Consider the following 17,268-nt stretch of genomic DNA (forward strand, 5'->3'; position numbering starts at 1 on the left):
ATGAGCAGTATTCAGACAACCCAGTCGGCTTCGTGCATCTCGATGCGGCACTGGAAGCAATTGTTCCTTGCCGACCGCATGTGCACATAGGCCACGTCATCACGCTGCAGCAGTTCTTCCGCCCGCGCGGGAATAGTATCGGTGGGGATCACGCCGCCGGTGCCATAGACAATCCGGTCCTGACGGGAATAACCGCGCAGGATATAGTCGCTGGTCTTGCGGAACATATCCGGCATATCCGCTGTCTCCGCATAGCGTTCGCATGCTTCCGCATGCAGAAAAATCGGCCCTGTTTCAGCATAGGGTTGCGGTGCGGGGAACGGCCGGTGCGACAGGATAAGATATTTGTCGCCGGCTTTCACATTCTGCAGGCAGTGTCGGCACGGCGTGCCGTCGCCATCGGAAACATGCACCTCCGGCGGCTGGCCATTCGCATCCGCACCGCCCGTCTGATAGTGGCGGGCCAGTGTGGTCGGGATTGCAATAAAGCGGATCATGCTCATGGGAACCTCCTTCGTTGACCCGAAGCAAATACCCAAACTGGCAAGCGAACCACCCGATTCCTGCCGGTCTCAGCACTCACCAGCTGCCATCGGGCCCATCGGTGTTCAGCGACAAGTGCCGCCAGAGTTCCAGTTCCGCCTGCAGGCTGGCAAACTTCACGGCGGCTGCGTTGACTGCCATTGCGCCGGCGGCAAAGCGCAGTGGCGGCTTGGCTTCATTGGTCAGAAGCACCATGGCGTCGGCAAGCTTGGCCGGGTCGCCCGGCTGCGAACCATTGCGGCTTTCGAAGGCCGCCCGCTGGCTGGCCCGCCGGTCGTCATAATCGGCAATCGCATTGGCGTCGCCGATGCGCAGCGAATCGCCAGTGAGGAAATCCGTGCGAAAGGGCCCCGGCTCGACGATGGTCACAAACAGCCCGAACGGCGCAATTTCAAGCGCCAGTGATTCCGAGAAGCCTTCCAGGGCAAACTTGCTTGCACTGTAGAGCGAGCCAAACTCGCCGCCACGCAGCCCCGCGATCGAGGAAATGTTGAAGATATGGCCCTTACGGGCGGCACGCATCACCGGCAGCACGGCCCAGATGACGTTGAATACTCCGTGCAGGTTTGTCGCAAACTGCGTGTTCACCGTTTCAGCGGTGTTTTCCTCGAAAAAACCCAGCTGGCCATATCCCGCATTGTTGACGAGCACGTCAATCGATCCGAAGCGTGCAAGCGCCGCCTGCACAGCATTGTGGGCCTGACCGGCGTTTGTGACATCCAGTTCAACCGGCAGCACCTGTTCACTCTCCGGCCCGAGCGCCTCGATGACAGCGCTTTTCCTGCGGCCCGTTGCAACCACGCGGTCTCCCGCCCGTAACGCCGCCTTGGCGATCTCGACACCCAAACCGCGCGTGGCACCTGTGATAAACCATGTTTTCTGCATTCTGGTCTCCATTGATTGCATCCGATGGAACCATGCCGCCGCCAAAACCCGGTAGATCAATGCGCGCATGTTCTTGCACGATCCTCTCAATCCAGAGTGGATCGTGCGTCGCACACTTGCATCAGCGCGTGTGCATTGCTTGAATGGGGCATGGAGCCGCTTGCCGAAATCAGTGCCCTCATCGCTCGCCATACCGGTCGGGATGGCCAGGCCATGCCGCTTCCCGGCATCCGTCTGCTCAGTTCCAGCGTTCCAACTGAACCCATCAACGGCTTTTATGAGCCGGCCTTTGCCTTGGTCGCGCAAGGAGCAAAGCGGACGATGGTGGGCAACAGAGTGTTTGAATATGGTGCTGGCCAATATCTTGTTGTCTCGCTTGGACTGCCTATTGCCGGCCATGTCATCAAGGCAAGCCATGAAGAGCCGTATCTCGCCTTCCGGTTAAGCCTCGATCCGGCAGTGATCGCCTCGCTTCTGCTTGAGACGTCGGCTGGCAATCACACTGGCAGCGCGGCCCAGGGGCTTGCAGTCAGTGCAGCACCGCCCGAGATCATTGATCCGGTTGCGCGGCTGTTGCGACTGCTTGACAGGCCCGGCGATCTCGCCGTTCTCTGGCCGATGCTGGAACGGGAAATTCTCTGGCGTCTTCTCACCGGAGAACAGGGCAGCAGCGTGCGTCAGATCGGCCTTGCCGACAGCCGCCTTTCCCAGATCAACAGGGCCATTCGCTGGATACGGACCCACTATGCCGAGATTTTCCACATAGAAGACCTCGCAGGGATCGCCGGGATGAGCGTCTCGTCCTTTCACCGGCATTTCCGGGCAATCACGGCCATGAGCCCGCTGCAGTATCAAAAGCAGATCCGTCTACAGCAGGCCCGCGCCTGGCTGGTGGCGGAATCACGCGACGTTGCCTCCATCGGCTTCGCTGTCGGCTATGACAGCCCGTCGCAGTTCAGCCGGGAGTACCGCCGGCTGTTCGGGGTGCCACCGGGTAAGGACACCACGCGGTTGCGGTCCGTCTCTCCCCCCGAGACCGGTCTGGCATAGGCAGGTGCGAAAACCCGCCTATGCCGACTATTGCACACCTGTGATTTTGAACGTGCAGGCGTCGAAGAACTCGGTTTCTCCGGCAACTCAGCGAATGAAATCAGTCACGCGGCGGATGGTGACCCGGCGATTGCGCCAATCCTCATATTCCGTTTGAACCAGAAGATATTCCTCGCCATACCCCACCGTTTCAAGCGCGCGTGGCGGAATGCCGAAGTAACGCACCAGGTCGCGCTTCAGGGATTCGGCCCGCTGCTCGGACAGTATCTGATTGGATTCGTACGAGCCCACGGCGTCCGTGTGGCCCTCGATGAGGAAAACTTCGCCGCGCCGGCGGCGCAGCACCCGTTGCAGACCATCGGCAATACGTTCCACCTTGTCACGCTCCGAACGGGGAATGACCGCAGAGCCAAAGGCAAAATTGATCGACTGGATGTCGATGGACGGCGCATAGCGGCGCAGTTCCGGCCGGCGCTTGAATTCGCGTACCGTCACGCGGCGCTCTTCCGGCACGCGCATGCGCGGGGCAGCTTCCAGCCGCCGCTCGATTTCGGCAGCGCTCGGCATCTGGCGTGATTGCGCCAATGCGGGCGCGGCAACGGTTGCGGCGACAAGACCGAGCAGCAGGCCACGGCGATTGATCATGGGTGTATTCTCCTTTCCAGACCGGCAGTTTGCACTGCATCAATTATCGAAGGAGAGATAGCGCAGTAAAAATGAAGCGTGCATGAACGGATCATGCTGAAATTCAACGTTACAGCCAGGCCTCGATTTCCGCATCGGCGAAGCCGACGGGATTGAACCCCATGCGCTGATACATTTGCAGGGCACGCGGACTGTCGAGAGTGTTGGTCTCGATGATGACCTTTTCCGGGCTGCTCATCCACGCCGTGACAATGGCTTCGCTCAGGAAGAATTTTGCAAGACCCCGCCCCTGAAACTCCGGCACAAGGCCGAAATAAAGGATTTCCGCCACACCCGGCTCCTGATTGAGCACGAGCTCAAAAAAGCCGGCAGGCGAGCCGTCCACATAAAGCACATGGATTTCAACCGAATCCCGGTGAATGGCGGCAGCCAGTGCTTCATCGCTGAGGTTCCGGTGCACAAACCAGTGATGCGGTTTGCCGACCTGCTCGTAGAGAAAGCGATAAAACGGCAGGGATATCCGCTTGGCCGACATGATCGCCAGTTTGAAGCTGGCAGGCGTCGGAATGGAATAGACCGGCCGGTTGGTCATTTCCAGCAGGGTCACACGCGTCTTGAGTATTTTGGGCTTTGCGGCCTCGGTCATCGCTCTGCTTCACCGGTTGCAACCGGCGTATCCTTGTGTGCACCCCACTCGCTCCACGATCCGTCGTAGAGGATATTGTCCTTGTGCCCGAGGGATTCAAGCGCCAGCGTGATCACGGCGGCCGTGATGCCTGAGCCGCAACTGGTGACAATGGGACGCGAAAGATCGACGCCCGCATCATCCAGAATCTGCCGCAGACCGGCGATATCCTTCAGATACCCCTTGTCCGCCAATGTCGAGGACGGCACGTTGCGCGCACCCGGCATATGGCCGGAGCGAAGCCCTGCGCGCGGCTCCGGGTCCGTGCCGACAAAGCGCCCTGCCGCCCGCGCATCGGCAATCTGGCGTGATCCCGTATCGACGATCGTGCGCATGTCGGCAAAACTCGCCACCTTGTCCGCCTGAAAATCCGCGATGAAAGCCGATGGCGCGATCTTTGTGACGCCGCTGGTGACCGGCCGGCCATCCTTCTTCCAGTTATCGAAGCCGCCATCCAGGACAAAAACAGTCTTTGCACCCATGACACGCAGCATCCACCAGACGCGCGGTGATGTATTCATGCCGGGACCGTCATAGACAACGATCGTATCGTCATTGATGATGCCCATGCTGCTGACCGCCGCCGCGAAAGCTTCCGGCTTCGGCAATGTGTGTGGAAGGGACGATTCCGGATCGGACAGTTTTTCATGATCGAAGAACACCGCGCCGGGAATATGCGCGGACTTGTATTCGCCCTCCGCGTCACGGTTGAGAAACGGGAAATACCACGACGCATCGAGAATGCTCAGGCCCGGCTGGCCCAACCGCTCCTGCAACCAGTCGGGTGAAACCACAAAAGCGCTCTTGTCAGCCACGGTCATTCTCCTTCCGGCGAGGCACCGAAGCGGATACGGAACCGCCGGTTTTCCTTGCCCTTCTTTTCTATTTTTCCGATATGGATCACGCCGACTTCGCCCGTTGTTGCCACATGCGTTCCGCCGCAAGGCTGCGAGTCGATGGATGCATCCTTGCCGATGCAGACAAGGCGGATCCGCCCGGTGCCCGTCGGCGGGCGCACGTTCTTTGACTTGATCAGGCCGGGATTGGCCGCAAGCTCTTCATCGGTAATCCAGCGCGTGAAAATCGGATGGTTGGCATTGACCAGTTCCATCAGCTTTTTCGTCACGTCTTCCTTGGTCACCCCCGCATCCGGCAGGTCGAAGTCAACCCGGCTGTCATCCTCGGCAACGGAAGCGCCGGTGATCGGAAACGGGCAGACAACGCTGAGCAGATGGCAGGCGGCGTGCATGCGCATGAGCTTGTAACGCCGGTCCCAGTCGATACGCAGGACGAGCTTTTCGCCGATGGCAGGCACCGGCTGCTCCGGCGCCGGCACGTGGATGATTTCTTCTTTGCTTTCGCCCGTCACTGTCGCGGCAATGGCAATCGTGCTGCCGTCGGCCCGCACGAACACGCCGGTATCGCCGGGCTGCCCGCCTGACGTGGCATAGAAAATCGTCTGGTCCGTGAGAATGCCGCCGCGCTCATTGATGGCGAGGACAGTCGCCTCGATTTCCTTCAGATAGGAATCGTCGCGGAAGAGTATCGTCGTATCGTATGCCATCAGTGATTGCCTTCAAACGGAACGGATATGGCCGTCTTCGCTTCCATCCAGCGCGGTACCGGCAGATCTTTGGAACGCAGGAATTCAGGATTGAACATTTTTGACTGGTAGCGATTGCCGTAGTCGCAGAGGATCGTGACGATGGTGTGGCCCGGACCAAGGTCGCGCGCCAGGCGGATAGCACCGGCAATATTGATTCCGGACGAACCGCCCAGGCAAAGCCCCTCTTCCGTCACCAGATCAAACACCACATCCAGCGCGTCCGCGTCGGGTATCTGATAGGAAAAGTCAGGGGTAAAACCTTCCAGATTGGCGGTCACGCGGCCCTGCCCGATACCTTCCGTGATCGAGCTGCCTTCGGCCTTGAACTCGCCCGACGTGTAGTAGGAATAAAGCGCTGCCCCCAGCGGATCGGCAAGGCCGATCTTGATGTCTTTGTTGCGCGCCTTGAGCCCGGCTGCCGTTCCCGCGAGGGTTCCGCCGGAACCAACGGCGCAGATGAAGCCGTCGACCTTGCCATTGGTATCGCGCCAGATTTCCGGCGCGGTCGTTTCCACATGCGCCAAACGATTGGCAACATTATCGAACTGGTTGGCCCAGACCGCACCATTCGGCTCGGTCTTTGCCATCTGTTCGGCAAGGCGGCCGGAGACTTTCACATAATTGTCGGGGTTCCTGTAAGGGACAGCGGGAACCTCGACCAGTTCAGCCCCGAGCAGCCGCAGGGCGTCCTTCTTTTCCTGGCTTTGTGTCTCCGGGATAACGATGACCGTGCGGTAGCCCAGGGTCTTGGCGACCATGGTCAGGCCGATGCCCGTATTGCCCGCCGTGCCCTCGACGATGACGCCGCCCGGACGCAGCAGGCCGCGATTTTCCGCATCGCGGATGATATAGAGCGCCGCCCTGTCCTTGACCGACTGTCCCGGGTTCAGAAATTCGGCCTTGCCGTAAATATCGCACTCGGTCAAAGCCGATGCCTTGCTCAGGCGGATAAGCGGCGTGTTGCCGATGGCGTCGATCACTGAATTCAACATGGGCCAAGTCCTCATTCTGCTTGGCCTGAACCTATTTGCCCGCAGCACACCATTCAAGCACCGAATGGCAGAAAGTCATGCAAATGCAGGTCTTTATTTCCCGGCATTGCCGCATCACGGCAAGCCGATGCCAACAAAAAGGCCGCCGGTACATCGTACCGGCGGCCTGATTGATTCTTTGTCGCGAGGTTTAGGCTGCCTTGGCGCCGAAGCTCTTGCGCTTGTTGCGGCGCATCGGGCGTTTCTGCGCTGGAGCGCCGCCATCATTGCTCCAGACCTTTTCGCCGCGCGGTTCGCGTGGCTTGCCGGGTGCCTGACCGCGATGCGGCTTCTTGGCCGGTGCGCCATTGCCGCCTTCGCGGCGTGCCGGACGCTGATCATTGCTGGCAACACGTGCCGGCAGGCTCGACAGATCAATCGGCGAATCGGCAAGCGGCAGACGCATGCGTGTGACGCGCTCGACGGCCTTGAACTTGGACGCTTCTTCAGCCGGATCGTAAAGGGTGATCGCATTGCCCGACGCGCCGTTGCGGCCCGTGCGGCCGATACGGTGCACATAGCTTTCCGGCTCGTCCGGCAGGTCGAAATTGATCACGTGGCTGATGCCGACGACATCGATGCCGCGCGCGGCAATGTCGGTGGCAACCAGAACGCGAACCGAACCGTCCTTGAAGCCGTTGAGGGCGCGCTGGCGGGCGTTCTGCGACTTGTTGCCGTGAATGGCAGCCACGTCATAACCGTCCTTCTCCAGAACACGGGTGACGGCATCGGCACCATGCTTGGTACGGGTGAAAACGATGACCGAAGACAGCGTTTCGTCCTTCAGCATGGCCGACAGGACCTGCTTCTTCTGCTTGGTCGGGATCATGTGCACGACCTGCTTGATCTCGGCAGCGGTGGTGCCCTGCGGCGCCACTTCCACGCGGATCGGATTGCGCAGCAGGCTTTCAGCCAGCGTTGCCACTTCCTTCGGCATGGTTGCGGAGAACAGCGCGGTCTGACGGTCCTTGTGCGTGCCCTTGGCAATGCGCTTCACATCATTGATGAAGCCCATGTCGAGCATGCGGTCGGCCTCATCAAGCACGAGCCAGCGTGTTTCCGACAGGTCAATGCGGTTGTCGCGTACCAGATCAGTCAGGCGGCCGGGTGTGGCGATGAGAACGTCAACGCCGCCCTGCATCTTGTTGATCTGCGCCACACGCGACACGCCGCCGAGCACAAGCGCGGTCGAAATATGCGCACCCTTGGAGAGCTTGCGGACCGTTTCTTCGATCTGCACGGCAAGTTCACGGGTGGGTGCGAGGATAAGTGCACGGGCGGTCTTGCCCTTGCGCTTGTCGCCGATGGTCAGGATCTTCTGCAGGATCGGCAGGCTGAACGCCGCCGTCTTGCCGGAGCCCGTCTGGGCGATGCCGAGAATGTCCTGACCGGCGAGCTGTGCCGGGATAGCCTGTTGCTGGATGGGCTTGGGAGTAGCCATTCCAGCTGCCTCGACTGCTTTCAGCAGGATGGCATTCAGACCCATGGCGGCAAAGCCGGTGTTTTCAATATTTTCCAATTCAATCTTCTTTCATTGGCCAGACGCGACGGGAATCACGGGCCATAAACACATCACAGGGCGCAACCTGCATGTAACATATTCGGGATGAACGACGGGACGCGGGGAACCCTTCGGTTCCATGCGACTTGCGCAGCCGTGCCTGTGACAGTGTGCCAGCAGGTCTTAGACGCCACGAAGTCCGCAATCGGAAGACCGGAGTGTCCGGTCCAAGCGCCTGACCGGCATATGGGCCTTCTTGGACAAAAAAGCAAACGATTTTATTGTGCGCCGCAAAATAGCGCTTTTGGTGAAACGGTTCATCCGGCCAAAGTCAGCGGCTCGTCCGGCCGCCCGGCAGTCAGGTTGCCGCTGTAGAGCGCGGCAATGAGATCGGACTGGGTGACCATGCCGACAAGCCTGTCATTGTCGTCGGCAACAGGCAAATGATGCAGCCCCCGGTCCGCCATGGCCGGCACAAGGTCCGTCACCAGTGTTTGCGGACGGACGAACTGCACCTCGCTCGTCATGATATCGGCAACCGTGCGGTGCGCTCGGCGATCCAGCTTGACGGCGCGGCGCAGGCGGCGTGCCAGACCGATATGCAGATCGCCATCCCGATCCCAGTTGGCATTTTCCATGAAGTCGGTCTGGGTGACGATGCCGATGATGTTGCGGTGGGCATTCACGACAGGCAATGCCTTGATGCGATGCTTGACCAGCAGGGCCCAGGCGAGATGCAATGGTGTGTCGGCTTTCACCGTGGCAAGGTCGGTGGACATGATCTGCGCGCAATGTACCTCGCCGAAACGCCTGTGGTAGGCCTGCATCTCGGTCTTGTGCAGGATGGCATCGAGATCATCCGGGCTGATGTTGAGCACTTCGTCATACTGCCGCAGCACGGTATCGAGGTCTGCGGGGGTAAAACCGATGCGGCGCGTCGGCAGCGGATCGGCCGTCTTGTGCACATTGGCGGCCGGAACGGGCACGATGTGCGGATAGCGGCGGCCGGTCAGATTGTTATAGGCCAGGGCTGCAATCAGCAGCAGCAGCGAGTTGAGCCCGACCGGCCACAGCACAAAGCCATAACCGAGATTGTGCACGACCGGACCGCCGAGGACGGCCGTCAGGGCGACAGCTCCGCTTGGCGGATGCAGCGAACGGGTGGCGATCATGGCGAGGATTGCCAGGGACACGCCAACCGCCGAGGCGATGACGAGATCAGGAATCCACAGTGCGCAAGTCACGCCGATCAGCGCCGCGATGGTATTGCCAACGATGATTGACCAGGGTTGGGCCAGTGGGCTGGAGGGAACGGCAAACAGCAGAACCGCCGAAGCGCCCATCGGCGCGATCAGCAGCGGCACAGCCGTTGTCGCGCCCAGCGCCTGCTCGCTGACGACACCGGTGACAAAGACGCCCAGCAGAGCGCCGAAACAGGCGCGCAGGCGTTCCATTGTGCTGACCGGCGCCAGTGCGGGCAGGAATCGCTTCAGATTGGACAGGACTGCTTTCATCATGTGTTCTCGACGTTGCGCTTCAGCGCATACCGCCTGACACGCGCGCTGGCAAAGAATGGTTTTCTTGAAAACCGCGAAAAACCAGAAAAAATGACCACGACTGGCTGGCGTGAGACTTTGGACAGGGCCTGATTTCCGTCAAGCAGCGTCCGGCACCTGAATGGCTTTGACGGGAGGCTGCTCGTGCTGCAGAGCCTTGGCGAGTTCATAGCTGGTCTGCAGTGTCAGCCAAAAGCGCGCTGTACTGACACCCGCCCGCTCCAGCCGAACAGCAAGATCCGGGCTTATTCCAGCCTTTCCGTTCAGAATGCGCGAAAGCGTAACGCGCGAAATGGCAAGCCGGCTCGCCGCCTCGGTAACGTTCATACCGAGTGGTGCCAAGACATCTTCGCGGAGCAATTCGCCGGGATGAGGTGGTGTCTTGATCATTTGCAGCATCCTCTCAGTGGTAGTCCAGATAATCCACGAGTTCCACGTCGTTTCCATCAAAACGGAATGTCACGCGCCAATTGCCATTGATCCAAATCGACCAGTGGCCTTTCAATGCGCCCTTTAGCGGGTGCAACCGGTAAGCAGGCAAGTTCAATTCTTCCGGGCGAACAGCGTTTTCGAGAGCGTACAGAACACGCAACAACTTTGGCGCATGGGCCGGTTGTATACCTCGCGTCGATCCTGTGCGGTAGAAAGTTTCCAGTCCCTTATGTCGAAAGCGCAAGATCATAGGTTTTTGTAAACTGTAACGATACACTTTGCAAGGAGATCGGTTGAAATCCTGCGCTTCACCCCAGCGTTTACCGGGCGAAATGCTTTGCGCCGGCGACACACAGGATGACGGCCATCGTCACCAGGATCATCGACCAGCCCACGGTCTCGTGCAGCAGCGTTGCTGCCAGAACCAGCCCGAAGAAGGGCTGCAGCAGCTGCAGCTGCCCCACGGCGGCGATGCCGCCCTGCGCCAGACCGCGATACCAGAAGATGAAGCCGATCAGCATGGAAAACAGCGAGACATAGGCGAGGCCAAGCCAGGCGCCCTGCCCGATCACGCTCCAGTCATGCGGCATGATGTAGAGTGTCAGCGGCAGCATCAGGGGCAATGACACGACAAGGGCCCAGGAAATGACCTGCCAGCCGCCGAGCCTGCGCGACAGCCGTGCGCCTTCCGCATAGCCAAGGCCGCAGACAATGATGGCCGCGAACATCAGGAGATCGCCGGTCAGCGAGGCAGAGCCCCCCTGATAAACTGCAAAACCGACAACACACAAACTGCCGAGACAGGAAAAAACCCAGAAAACCGGGCGCGGACGTTCGCCGCCGCGCAGCACGCCGAAGATCGCCGTCGACAATGGCAGAAGACCGATGAACACGATGGAATGGGCTGAAGTGACATGGCGCAGGGCCAATGCCGTCAACAGGGGAAAGCCGACGACGACACCGAGCGCCACCACCAGCAACGACATGAGGTCCGCCCTGGCCGGGCGCTTCTCGCGAAACGCCAGCAGCATGGCCAGCCCGAGCAAAGCGGCGATCGTGGCACGGGCGACCGTCAGGAACACCGGATCGAAATCGGCGACCGCCACGCGCGTGGCGGGCAGCGAACCGCTGAAAATCACCATTCCGACGAATCCGTTGATCCAGCCGCTCGTCATCTTGTCCATCAGTACACCTCGTTTTGCCCGGAGCATCTTGTCCAGACAGCGTGGTGCCGGTCAGACAAAATTGCTCTGGGGTATCGGCTCGCGGCCATGGATTTTCCAGAGACGGTACAGTACAATACAGAAAAACTGTCATGGTATGTTGAGCGGTACAGATGGATGAGAAAACCGAAATTGCCGGACGTGACGCGACGCTTGTCGAGCAAGTGATGCAGGCCATTCGTCAGCGGATTGCCGCACGCACGCTCGGCCCCGGCGCGCGCCTGCCCTCGATCCGCAGCTTTGCCGCAACCATGCAGGTGTCGAAATCCACCATCGTCGAAGCCTATGACCGGCTTGCGGCAGAAGGCACGATCCAGTCGCGCCGCGGCTCCGGCTTCTATGTCGCCGGGCATATGCCGCCGCTGTCCCTGGCGGAGATCGGCCCGCGGCTTGATCACGCCATCGATCCCTTGTGGGTTTCACGCCTGTCGCTGGATGCCGATGACGGCATGCCCAAACCCGGATGCGGCTGGCTGCCGGCGTCGTGGATGCCGGAGGCTGGCGTACGCCGCGCGCTGCGGACACTGGCGCGCGCCGATGACGCCCTGTTGACCGACTATGCGACACCCCTGGGATTGAAGCCGCTGCGCCAGCTTCTGTCGCGGCGCATGGCCGAACATGGGATCGAGGCGGCCCCGGACCAGATCATGATCACCGAATCCGGCACGCAGGCCATCGATCTCCTATGCCGCTCCCTCGTCGGACCGGGTGACGCGGTCATTGTTGACGACCCCTGCTATTTCAATTTCCATGCCCTGCTGCGGGCACACCGGGTCAAGATCGTCAGCGTTCCCTATACGCCGCATGGACCTGACCTCGAGCGGTTTGCCGAGGCCTTGGCGGAACATCGCCCGCGCCTCTACATCACCAACTCGGCCCTGCACAATCCGACCGGCGCGGTACTGTCACCCGTCATCGCCCACCGCCTGCTCAAACTGGCGGAACAGCACGACCTCACCATCGTCGAGGACGATATTTTTGCCGATTTCGAACATGAACCAGCGCCGCGTCTTGCCGCCTTCGACGGGCTGGAGCGCGTTATTCACATGGGCAGCTTTTCCAAATCCCTGTCGGCCTCCGTGCGCTGCGGCTTCATTGCCGCCCGCCGCGACTGGATCGACGGCCTGGTCGACCTGCGCATTGCCACCTCCTTCGGCGGCGGACGCCTGTCATCGGAACTCGTTCTGCTGATGCTGAAGGATGGCACCTACCGCAAGCATATGGACCATCTGCGGGCTCGCCTCGCCCACAGCATGGGTGAAACCAGCGTCAAACTCAAAGCGCTTGGCGTGATGCCATGGATCGAACCGCGCGGCGGCATGTTTCTCTGGTGCAAACTGCCGGAAGGCATCGACGCCGGAAAAATTGCTCAGGCAGGCCTGAGGGAAAAGATCGTTTTTGCGCCCGGCAACGTGTTCAGCCAGACGCAGTCGGCCAACAATTACATGCGCTTCAACGTCGCCCAATGCGCAGATCCGCGCATCCTGCGTGTGCTGGAAACAGCGCTAAATGGCCGCGAGCATGCTCTGCAGCGTTAGAACCGTCCTCCAATTGCGCGCCGTGAGCGGTACTTTCAGCACCTTGTCGAGCGCCTCGGCCATTTTCGACCTGCCGAAGCCATCGGGCGTGTAGAGATAGAGGACCCTGTTGCGCACGGTGAATTCCTCGGTTGCAGCGGCCCGGCTGGCGAGCTCCACCAGCGCCGCATCCGTCGGATCATCGTCCATAATCACCGCATGCAGGTTCTTCGGGTTGTCGAGCGCTCCCGGATAGGCGTTCTTGCTCACCATCGCGTTCCACTCGTCCACAGTGCGGATCGTTGCACGCGACGGAAAGCCAAAGGTGCGCGGAAAGATTTCCCCGATGATCTCAGCGACGCGACGCGCAGTCTGATCCGACGATAAAATCACATTGCCGCTCTGCACGTAGGTTTTGACATCGCCAAATCCCGCCACGGCCAGGACGGTCCGCAAGGTCTCCATTTTGACGATCTTATTGCCACCGACATTGATTCCCCTGAACAGCACCACATATTTCGTCATTCTGCGCCCCTGTCGATTTGTTCCGCCAGTTGCCCGAGTTTCAGCACCGTGTTCCAGTTGCGTGCTGTCGCGGCGACTTTGAGCGTCGTCTCGATCTTGCTGAAAAGTTTCGATTCCGGGGCACCCTGCGGCGGGTAATAATAGAGCACAATGCCATCGATGGCGAACTGCTCCGGCCCGGTGTTTTTCCGCTCCAGGGCTTCCACGGCCTCCCGGTCGGGATGCTTCTCCAGAACATAGGCGTGCAGTTTGTTGCCTTCGCCGTCAGGAAACGGATTGCCCGCAATCAGCTTCTTCCATGCAGTCTTGCTGACGATCATGATGGATTTGGAAAAAGCAAACTTTTCCAACGCGATAGCCGCGACTCTTGCGATAATCTGCTTCGGTGTCCGATCTGAAACCAGAACGACGTTACCGGTATTGATGTAGGTGGCCACCTTCTCGAAACCGTCGGCGAGAAGTGCGGCCTTCAACGGCTGCACCGGCAGCGATGTTGCACCGCCGACGCCGCGAAACAGAATGATGTAGGTCGTTCTGCGCCCCATACAGCCTCATTACCTGACGCCGAGAATGCGCTTCCACAGCGTCCCGCCGACCCGTTTTCCCACAACGAAATAGGCAATCATCAATGCGAAAAAGACCAGCGCCGGCCATCCATTGAGAGAAAAGCCGTTTTCGGTCTTTCCACCCAGAAAACTCGCCACGACATAGCCGAGGACGGCAAAGGCGGTGATGAAATCAAGAATAAAAGCAAGAATGATGCGCCAATGCGATGTTGGCTTCTGTTGAATATCAGTCATTTGAAATATGCCCCATTGGATTATCGCCCCAGTGAATAGTCTGACATTCGATAAAACGAACTGCAACTATAAGTAGCTTAAATAATCAAACCGGCGATCGTTTCGTTCTCGGTGATGTCCTGATAGGCCCAGCCCGCTTCGTCAAAGCGCTTGAACAAGGCGTCGAAGTTCGCCTTGTTCTTGGTTTCGATACCGATCAGCACCGAACCGAAATTGCGGGCCGATTTCTTGAGATACTCAAAGCGCGCCACATCATCCTCCGGACCGAGCAGATCGAGGAATGACCGCAGTGCGCCCGGACGCTGCGGGAAACGGAAGATGAAATACTTCTTCAATCCCTCATAGCGCAGCGAACGTTCCTTCAGTTCCGGCAGGCGTTCGAAATCGAAATTGCTGCCTGAGATGACGAGGATGATGCGCTTGCCCTTCAGGTCGCTCTTCCTGAAATCCTTAAGCGCATCGATGGCGAGAGCCCCGGCGGGTTCGACAACGATGCCTTCGATGTTCAGCATTTCGATGATGGTCGAACTCAAGCGGTTTTCCGGAATCAACATCACAGAATCCGCGGTAAACTCCTTGAGAAGCTTGAAGTTTTCCCGGCCGATCTCCGCAACGGCAGCGCCGTCGACGAAGTTGTCGACCGTATCGAGTTTGACGCGTTTTCCCGCTTCCAGACTGCGCTTGAGACTGGGCGCACCGGCAGGCTCGACAAAACGGAACCGGGTTTCCCAGCCAAGATCGGTGAGATAGCGCGTCACACCGGCAGAAAGTCCGCCGCCACCCACCGGCAGGATGATCAGGTCCGGCTTACGCTTGTCGGGAAGCTGCGCTGCGATCTCGTGCGCGACGGTCGCCTGCCCGGTGATGATATCCGTATGGTCGAAAGGCGGCACCATGACCGCACTGTTGTCGGCGGCAAAATCCTGCGCCGCCGCGTAGCACTGGTCGAAAATGTCGCCGACGAGGCGGATTTCGATGAACTCGCCGCCGAATGTCCGGGTCTTGTCAATCTTCTGCTGCGGGGTTGTCACCGGCATGAAAACCACGCCGTGCTTGCCGAAATGGCGGCAGATGAAGGCAAAACCCTGCGCGTGATTGCCGGCCGATGCGCACACAAAAGTCGCATCTTCCGTTTTGTGCTCGTTCAAGTAGTGCGCAATGAAATTGAAGGCACCGCGAATCTTGTAGGAACGCACCGGCGACAGATCCTCGCGTTTCAGCCAGATCTGCGCGCCGTATTTTTGCGAAAGATAATGATTGAGTTGCAACGGCGTTTCCGGGAACAGCGCGCGCATTTTTTCTGTCGCGCGGTCCACAGCCTTGATGAATGCAGTCATAGGAACAGGTCAACCTTCTCGAATGTTCTGACATCGATAATGCCGACATCGGAAATACGCAATTCGGGAATAACCACCAGCGCCAGCAGCGAGTGCTGCATATAGGCGTTGTTCAGGCTGCATCCCATGGCGCGCATGGCGTTCACCAGCTTGTCCGCCTTCGCTGCAACGACTTCCGCCCGCTGGTCCGACATCAGTCCGGCAATGGGCATTTCGACCAGCGCCAGCTCGCGTCCCTTGGAGAACAGCACCACGCCACCGCCGACTTCGCCGAGGCGGTTGGCGGCTTTCGCCATGTCATCCTTGTTGGTGCCGACAACGATCATGTGATGGCTGTCATGGGCAACTGTCGACGCCATGGCGCAATCCAGCGTATAACCGAAGCCGGAGACAAAGCCGTTGACCACGGCTCCGGTGCCACGATGCCGCTCCACCAGAGCGATCTGGCACACATCATTGCGCCGGTCCATCTGCACGATACCGTCGGATACCGGCAGTTCCGCCTCCAGCGCCTTCGTCGGCGCCTGATTCTCGATGACGCCGATCACCCGCGCCGTCACCTGCTTACCGGGTTTCGGCGCCTTGATGTCGAAATCCCTGGCATTGAGTTTCTTGCCGAGCTTGATCGTATTCTTGGCAAAGGCCGGATAGTCGTAGGCCGGAATGTCGGCGGCAAGCTTGCCCTTTTCCGCCAGGAGCACGCCGCGGCCATAGACCCGGTCGATGGTCAGATTGGCGAGATCCGAAACAATCAGGAAATCGGCAAGGCGGCCGGGCGTAATGGACCCGATCTCGCGCTCCATCCGGAAATGCTGGGCAGTGTTGAGCGTCGCCATCTGGATCGCCGTCACCGGCTTCAATCCCTGTGCGATCGCGTGACGAACCACCCGGTCCATGTGACCGTCATTGACCAGCGTGCCGGAATGGCTGTCGTCGGTGCACAGGATGAAATTGCGCGGGTCGATCCCCTGCTCCGTCACCGCCTTGATCTGGCTGGCGACATCGTACCATGCCGAACCGAGGCGCAGCATGGCGCGCATGCCCTGGCGCACGCGGGCAATCGCATCTTCCATGCGCGTACCCTCGTGATCGTCCTCCGGCCCACCTGCCACATAGCCATGGAAGGCACGGCCAAGTTCCGGCGAGGCAAAATGCCCGCCCACGGTCTTGCCGGCCTTGACCGTCGCATCGATGCCGCCGCGCATGGTCGCATCATTGTTGGCGACACCGGGGAAATTCATCACCTCGCCAAGCCCGACAATGTTCGGCCACGTCATGGCCTCTGCCACATCAGCCGGGCTGATGGCAGCACCGGCATTTTCCAACCCCGGCGCAGACGGGACACAGCTCGGCATCTGCACATGCACGTTGATCGGCATGGCCAGCGCCTCGTCATGCATGAGCCGGACGCCCTCCAGACCAAGCACATTGGCGATTTCATGCGGATCGATGAACATGGAGGTCGTGCCATGCGGGATGACGGCACGTGTGAACTCGGTGACAGTGACCATCCCGCTTTCCACATGCATATGCGCATCGCACAGGCCCGGCACGAGGTAGCGGCCGCCCGCATCGATCACCTTGGTTTTGGGCCCGATGCAATGTTCCGCACCATGACCGACAAAGGCAAACCGTCCGGCAGCAACAGCGATATCGATGCCTGCAATAATCTCGCCGGAATACACGCTGACAAGGCGGCCGTTGCGCACGACAAGATCGGCATGACTGCGGCCCATGGCGACATCCACCAGCAAGGGCGCTGCTTCTGTCCATGCCTGCGGCTTGTTGCTGGTTCTCGCCTGTCTGCTCATCTCATCACCTCACTCATTACGAATATAATCCATATACGAAAAAGACGCCTGCAACCGTGATTCCAGCGCAATCGTTGAAAAAAACCTGAAATCTTGGGGCAATCGCCGCACGGCGTCAGAC

Annotated in this window: 19 protein-coding genes; 2 read left to right on the top strand and 17 right to left on the bottom strand. The window is 59.7% G+C overall.

All coding sequences use genetic code 11. From position 1 onward, the window contains the following. Nucleotides 1-11: 11 nt before the first annotated feature. A complete protein-coding gene (locus tag ACIQWS_RS09585; protein WP_403175533.1) occupies nt 12-503 on the bottom strand; it encodes a DUF1203 domain-containing protein in 492 nt (163 codons plus the stop codon). 76 nt (nt 504-579) lie between these two features. Next, nucleotides 580-1,428 carry an SDR family NAD(P)-dependent oxidoreductase gene (locus tag ACIQWS_RS09590; RefSeq protein WP_403175536.1) on the bottom strand — a complete coding sequence of 283 codons (849 nt, stop codon included), beginning with the start codon at nt 1,426-1,428 and terminating at the stop codon, nt 580-582. A 150-nt stretch (nt 1,429-1,578) separates the two neighbouring features. Between ACIQWS_RS09590 and ACIQWS_RS09595 the strand changes: the two genes are divergently transcribed. Continuing rightward, on the top strand, nt 1,579-2,478 hold the full coding sequence (locus tag ACIQWS_RS09595; RefSeq protein ID WP_403175542.1) for an AraC family transcriptional regulator N-terminal domain-containing protein: 900 nt from the start codon (nt 1,579-1,581) through the stop codon (nt 2,476-2,478). Between the two features lie 87 nt (nt 2,479-2,565). On the opposite strand, the gene ACIQWS_RS09600 is transcribed toward ACIQWS_RS09595, so the two are convergent. The 10 genes from ACIQWS_RS09600 to ACIQWS_RS09645 all read right to left on the bottom strand — a co-directional run bounded on the left by ACIQWS_RS09600 (nt 2,566) and on the right by ACIQWS_RS09645 (nt 11,118). Beyond that, nucleotides 2,566-3,123 carry an OmpA family protein gene (locus ACIQWS_RS09600; protein WP_403175546.1) on the bottom strand — a complete coding sequence of 186 codons (558 nt, stop codon included), beginning with the start codon at nt 3,121-3,123 and terminating at the stop codon, nt 2,566-2,568. 109 nt (nt 3,124-3,232) lie between these two features. Next, a complete protein-coding gene (locus ACIQWS_RS09605; protein ID WP_223613121.1) occupies nt 3,233-3,769 on the bottom strand; it encodes an N-acetyltransferase in 537 nt (178 codons plus the stop codon). Beyond that, nucleotides 3,766-4,623, bottom strand: a complete 858-nt coding sequence (gene sseA, locus ACIQWS_RS09610) for a 3-mercaptopyruvate sulfurtransferase (RefSeq protein WP_403175551.1) — start codon at nt 4,621-4,623, stop codon at nt 3,766-3,768. Before sseA ends, ACIQWS_RS09605 begins: the two co-directional genes overlap by 4 nt. A 2-nt stretch (nt 4,624-4,625) precedes the next feature. Further along, on the bottom strand, nt 4,626-5,372 hold the full coding sequence (locus ACIQWS_RS09615; protein WP_403175556.1) for an alanyl-tRNA editing protein: 747 nt from the start codon (nt 5,370-5,372) through the stop codon (nt 4,626-4,628). Then, a complete protein-coding gene (locus tag ACIQWS_RS09620; RefSeq protein WP_223613118.1) occupies nt 5,372-6,406 on the bottom strand; it encodes a cysteine synthase A in 1,035 nt (344 codons plus the stop codon). Before ACIQWS_RS09620 ends, ACIQWS_RS09615 begins: the two co-directional genes overlap by 1 nt. 190 nt (nt 6,407-6,596) lie before the next feature. Continuing rightward, entirely contained in the window at nt 6,597-7,931 is a 1,335-nt protein-coding gene (locus ACIQWS_RS09625; protein WP_223613487.1) for a DEAD/DEAH box helicase, read from the bottom strand. A 332-nt stretch (nt 7,932-8,263) separates the two neighbouring features. Beyond that, entirely contained in the window at nt 8,264-9,460 is a 1,197-nt protein-coding gene (locus ACIQWS_RS09630) for an HPP family protein (protein WP_403177658.1), read from the bottom strand. 141 nt (nt 9,461-9,601) lie between these two features. Then, the gene (locus ACIQWS_RS09635; RefSeq protein ID WP_223613116.1) at nt 9,602-9,892 is read right to left on the bottom strand and encodes a HigA family addiction module antitoxin; all 291 of its coding nucleotides are present in this window, start codon (nt 9,890-9,892) and stop codon (nt 9,602-9,604) included. A gap of 13 nt (nt 9,893-9,905) precedes the next feature. Continuing rightward, nucleotides 9,906-10,184, bottom strand: a complete 279-nt coding sequence (locus ACIQWS_RS09640) for a type II toxin-antitoxin system RelE/ParE family toxin (RefSeq protein WP_223613115.1) — start codon at nt 10,182-10,184, stop codon at nt 9,906-9,908. A gap of 70 nt (nt 10,185-10,254) precedes the next feature. Next, complete coding sequence (locus tag ACIQWS_RS09645) at nt 10,255-11,118, bottom strand: DMT family transporter (RefSeq protein ID WP_346308449.1); 864 nt, start codon at nt 11,116-11,118, stop codon at nt 10,255-10,257. 152 nt (nt 11,119-11,270) lie between these two features. Here ACIQWS_RS09645 and ACIQWS_RS09650 point away from each other — a divergent pair, with 152 nt between their 5' ends. Next, complete coding sequence (locus tag ACIQWS_RS09650; protein WP_403175575.1) at nt 11,271-12,695, top strand: PLP-dependent aminotransferase family protein; 1,425 nt, start codon at nt 11,271-11,273, stop codon at nt 12,693-12,695. Here the strand turns inward: ACIQWS_RS09650 and ACIQWS_RS09655 are convergent. From ACIQWS_RS09655 to ade, 5 genes are all read right to left on the bottom strand, one after another. Continuing rightward, nucleotides 12,663-13,199, bottom strand: a complete 537-nt coding sequence (locus tag ACIQWS_RS09655) for a DUF1697 domain-containing protein (RefSeq protein ID WP_346308447.1) — start codon at nt 13,197-13,199, stop codon at nt 12,663-12,665. The two genes, ACIQWS_RS09650 and ACIQWS_RS09655, sit on opposite strands and share 33 nt — an antisense overlap. After that, complete coding sequence (locus tag ACIQWS_RS09660; protein WP_346308446.1) at nt 13,196-13,744, bottom strand: DUF1697 domain-containing protein; 549 nt, start codon at nt 13,742-13,744, stop codon at nt 13,196-13,198. The genes ACIQWS_RS09655 and ACIQWS_RS09660 overlap by 4 nt, the downstream gene beginning before the upstream one ends. Before the next feature lie 9 nt (nt 13,745-13,753). Beyond that, nucleotides 13,754-13,999, bottom strand: a complete 246-nt coding sequence (locus ACIQWS_RS09665) for a hypothetical protein (RefSeq protein ID WP_223613110.1) — start codon at nt 13,997-13,999, stop codon at nt 13,754-13,756. A 77-nt stretch (nt 14,000-14,076) separates the two neighbouring features. After that, nucleotides 14,077-15,336 (bottom strand): threonine ammonia-lyase IlvA, encoded by a 1,260-nt coding sequence (gene ilvA, locus ACIQWS_RS09670; RefSeq protein ID WP_223613109.1) that lies wholly within the window; start codon nt 15,334-15,336, stop codon nt 14,077-14,079. Beyond that, a complete protein-coding gene (ade, locus tag ACIQWS_RS09675) occupies nt 15,333-17,147 on the bottom strand; it encodes an adenine deaminase (RefSeq protein ID WP_346305043.1) in 1,815 nt (604 codons plus the stop codon). The genes ilvA and ade overlap by 4 nt, the downstream gene beginning before the upstream one ends. Nucleotides 17,148-17,268: the final 121 nt, after the last annotated feature.

Origin of the sequence: Phyllobacterium sp. NPDC097923, assembly GCF_044760925.1 — a bacterium.
Classification (GTDB): domain Bacteria; phylum Pseudomonadota; class Alphaproteobacteria; order Rhizobiales; family Rhizobiaceae; genus Phyllobacterium; species Phyllobacterium calauticae.

Excerpts from the sequence above, each read along its gene's own strand:
- ACIQWS_RS09585 (WP_403175533.1), bottom strand. The coding sequence starts at position 503 with ATGAGCATGATCCGCTTTATTGCAATCCCGACCACACTGGCCCGCCAC.
- ACIQWS_RS09590 (WP_403175536.1), bottom strand. The coding sequence starts at position 1,428 with ATGCAGAAAACATGGTTTATCACAGGTGCCACGCGCGGTTTGGGTGTC.
- ACIQWS_RS09595 (WP_403175542.1), top strand. The coding sequence starts at position 1,579 with ATGGAGCCGCTTGCCGAAATCAGTGCCCTCATCGCTCGCCATACCGGT.
- ACIQWS_RS09600 (WP_403175546.1), bottom strand. The coding sequence starts at position 3,123 with ATGATCAATCGCCGTGGCCTGCTGCTCGGTCTTGTCGCCGCAACCGTT.
- ACIQWS_RS09605 (WP_223613121.1), bottom strand. The coding sequence starts at position 3,769 with ATGACCGAGGCCGCAAAGCCCAAAATACTCAAGACGCGTGTGACCCTG.
- ACIQWS_RS09615 (WP_403175556.1), bottom strand. The coding sequence starts at position 5,372 with ATGGCATACGATACGACGATACTCTTCCGCGACGATTCCTATCTGAAG.
- ACIQWS_RS09620 (WP_223613118.1), bottom strand. The coding sequence starts at position 6,406 with ATGTTGAATTCAGTGATCGACGCCATCGGCAACACGCCGCTTATCCGC.
- ACIQWS_RS09625 (WP_223613487.1), bottom strand. The coding sequence starts at position 7,931 with ATGGGTCTGAATGCCATCCTGCTGAAAGCAGTCGAGGCAGCTGGAATG.
- ACIQWS_RS09630 (WP_403177658.1), bottom strand. The coding sequence starts at position 9,460 with ATGAAAGCAGTCCTGTCCAATCTGAAGCGATTCCTGCCCGCACTGGCG.
- ACIQWS_RS09635 (WP_223613116.1), bottom strand. The coding sequence starts at position 9,892 with ATGATCAAGACACCACCTCATCCCGGCGAATTGCTCCGCGAAGATGTC.
- ACIQWS_RS09640 (WP_223613115.1), bottom strand. The coding sequence starts at position 10,184 with ATGATCTTGCGCTTTCGACATAAGGGACTGGAAACTTTCTACCGCACA.
- ACIQWS_RS09645 (WP_346308449.1), bottom strand. The coding sequence starts at position 11,118 with ATGGACAAGATGACGAGCGGCTGGATCAACGGATTCGTCGGAATGGTG.
- ACIQWS_RS09650 (WP_403175575.1), top strand. The coding sequence starts at position 11,271 with ATGGATGAGAAAACCGAAATTGCCGGACGTGACGCGACGCTTGTCGAG.
- ACIQWS_RS09655 (WP_346308447.1), bottom strand. The coding sequence starts at position 13,199 with ATGACGAAATATGTGGTGCTGTTCAGGGGAATCAATGTCGGTGGCAAT.
- ACIQWS_RS09660 (WP_346308446.1), bottom strand. The coding sequence starts at position 13,744 with ATGGGGCGCAGAACGACCTACATCATTCTGTTTCGCGGCGTCGGCGGT.
- ACIQWS_RS09665 (WP_223613110.1), bottom strand. The coding sequence starts at position 13,999 with ATGACTGATATTCAACAGAAGCCAACATCGCATTGGCGCATCATTCTT.
- ilvA (WP_223613109.1), bottom strand. The coding sequence starts at position 15,336 with ATGACTGCATTCATCAAGGCTGTGGACCGCGCGACAGAAAAAATGCGC.
- ade (WP_346305043.1), bottom strand. The coding sequence starts at position 17,147 with ATGAGCAGACAGGCGAGAACCAGCAACAAGCCGCAGGCATGGACAGAA.